This window comes from Priestia sp. P5_B4 (assembly GCF_056400385.1).
The window spans coordinates 1-3,149 of sequence record NZ_JBFULJ010000438.1; the positions used below are offsets into that span (position 1 = coordinate 1).

General features: G+C 40.9%; 2 protein-coding genes. Both read right to left on the reverse strand.

All coding sequences use genetic code 11. The features are described from left to right. On the reverse strand, positions 1–1,399 hold a 1,399-nt coding region (locus AC1DRF_RS20885), incomplete at its 3' end, for an aldehyde dehydrogenase family protein (protein ID WP_477741588.1). 128 nt (positions 1,400–1,527) lie between these two features. Further along, the coding region (gene pulA, locus AC1DRF_RS20890) for a type I pullulanase (protein ID WP_477741589.1) at positions 1,528–3,149 on the reverse strand (1,622 nt) is incomplete at its 5' end.

Consider the following 3,149-nt stretch of genomic DNA (forward strand, 5'->3'; position numbering starts at 1 on the left):
CAAACGGGCTTGCTGCATCAAATACGTTGTAACAGTTCACCCAAACTGTACCTGCTTTAATACCATGAGCAATATAGTGTGCTTTCTTTAAATCCTGTGTCCAGACGCCCGCTGCTAGACCATATGCTGTATCATTTGCTTTGGCAATTAAATCATCGAGATCGTCAAACGGCATAGCAGCTACAACCGGACCGAAGATTTCTTCACGAGCAATCGTCATTGAATGATCGACATCTGCAAAGATAGTCGGTTCTACGAAATAGCCTTGATCAAATGGAATGTTTCCTCCTGCGAGTACTTCCGCTCCTTCTTCAATTCCTTTATCAATATAGGTTTTCACTCGTTTTTGCTGCTGCGCAGATACAAGCGGACCCATTGTCGTCTCATCTGCTAATCCATTTCCTTGTTTAATAGATTTCGTTTGAGAAACTAAATCAGCTACGACATTATCATATAAGCTTTTTTGGACATACAGACGACTTCCAGCACAACATACTTGTCCTTGATTAAACATAATACCTGAAAGCGCACCAGGAACTGCTTTTGTTAAGTCTGCATCCGGGAGGATAATGTTTGGTGATTTACCTCCAAGCTCTAACGTCACACGCTTTAAGGAGTCGCTAGCTTGCTTCATAATTGCTTTTCCGACAGCAGTAGATCCTGTAAAAGCAATTTTATCGACAAGATCATGATGAACGAGCGGTTCACCTGCTGTTTTCCCGTAGCCTGGCACAATGTTTAGCACGCCTTTTGGGAACCCTGCTTCATCGGCTAGTCGAGCCAAGTAAAGTGCAGAAAGCGGCGTTTGCTCTGCTGGTTTGAGCACAATTGTACATCCAGTTGCCAAAGCAGCTCCGAGCTTCCAAGCGGCCATTAAAAGCGGGAAGTTCCACGGAATAATTTGGCCAACAACTCCTACTGGTTCATATCTTGTATAGTTAAAGTACGCTCCTTGCACAGGAATAGTTTGTCCAACCATTTTAGTTGACCACCCAGCAAAGTAGCGGAAATGTTCGATTGCTAGTGGAATGTCTGCATTTGATGTTTCACGAATTGGTTTTCCATTATCAAGCGTTTCAAGCTGCGCAAGCTCCAATTGATGTGTTTCCATTAAATCAGCTAATTTATAAATAAGTCGACTTCTTTCAGCTGCTGACATCTTTGTCCAAGGTCCATGATCAAAGGCTTCTCTAGCCGCTCTGACGGCACGATCAATATCCTCTGGATTTGCTTCAGCTACATCTGCCAACTTTTCACCCGTTGCTGGATTTACTGTTTCAAATGTTTTTCCTGAAACAGAGTCTACCCATTCGCCGTTAATGTATAGCTGTTTTACTCCTTTTAAAAACTCCACTACTTTCGGACTCATTTCAACTTTTTTCGCTCCAAGATTTTGCATCAAATACATACCTCCCCACGAATTTTGAAAACGCTAACAATGAATATTTTACCATGTTATCTAGTAAAATCAACAATTTCGCATACAATATTCTGAATTTTTCTACATTTATTCTAGTTATCTAAAATTTATCTTACTAGCACAAATGTCGAAAGAGGCGAAACGTTTACTGTATTTCCTTTCACCGTACGGAGCGTTTTTGTTCCTGCCTGCTCGCCGTCAACAAGTAATCTCCACGTTCTGTTAGAAGGCAGATGAACCGTTTGAGCTTGTTTATTTGCATTATGAATCACCATTATTTCGTTTGCTTTATCTTTATTGGCTTTAGCATTTAACGTATAACCTACTACGTTTGCTGGTGCATCAAAAAAGCGTAAATTTTGATGAATAGCCTGTGCACTCGTCATTCTAAATGAGGAATATTGCTTTCGAAGCGCAATAAGTCCCTTCATATAATCTACTTCTTGGCTGAAAGCTGCTCGGCGCTTCCAATCTAGCTGATTGACAGAATCGGGTGACTGATAGCTATTATGATCTCCGCCTTTTGTTCTCATAAACTCTTGACCTGCATGTATAAAGTTCATTCCTTGAGATGTTAAAATAATAGAAGAAGCAAGCTTATGCATTTGCTTTTTCGTTTGCTCGGTGTCAGCAGGGTTCGTCAGCTGAAGCTTATCCCATAACGTATGGTTATCGTGAGCTTCTACATACGTCACAACTTGATCCGGGTCTTCATACGTGGCAGTGGAATGATCATAATCTATTCCAGCTGCTATACTTTGCTGTATGAGCTTTTCTTGCCCCTGTTTTCCATTAACAAATCCGTTGTCATGATCAAAAAATACGCTGCCTTTAAGACCATCTCGCATACCGTCATTAAAATGAGCGATGCGCTTCATATCCTGAGCGTTTTTCTGATTAGCTTTTAGCTTAGCATCAAGCTCAGTTCCTAGATCCCAGCCCTCTCCTAAGACGATAATGGAAGGGTCAATTTCATCTAACTTCTTTCTCACTTCATTCATTGTCTTTGTATCGTGAATCCCCATTAAATCAAATCGAAACCCATCAATGTGGTACTCTTTTGCCCAATACGCAATAGAATCTACAATAAACTTCCGAACCATCTTCCGTTCAGACGCCGTGTCGTTTCCAACACCTGTTCCGTTGGATAAAGTTCCATCTTCCTTATAACGGAAGTAGTAGCCTGGAACTAATTTATCAAAGCTATGCTCACTCACTGCATACACATGATTATAAACCACGTCCATTACCATACGAAGCTGCTTATCATGAAGCGTTTGAATCATTTGTTTAAGCTCAATGATTCTCGTCTTAGGATTATATGGGTTTGTTGAATAGGAACCTTCTGGGACGTTGTAATTTTTCGGATCATATCCCCAGTTAAACTGCGGCTCGTTTAATTTCGTTTCATCCACCGTACGATAATCGTAAATAGGCAGGAACTGAACGTGCGTCACACCTAAATCTTTAATATGACTGAGTCCTGTTTTTACTCCATTTGGTCCTTTCGTATTCCACTCCGCTACGCCTAAATATTTTCCTTTATTTTTGATACCACTCTCTTTTTGAGACGATAAATCTCGTACGTGCAGTTCATAGATAATCGCATCTTCTGGATTTTTAAATTTCGGCTTATTTGCACTCCACTTTCTCGGATTTGTCTTAGCCAAATCTACGACAACTCCGCGATCTCCATTCACCGTTGTTGCTCGTACATATGGATCAACCG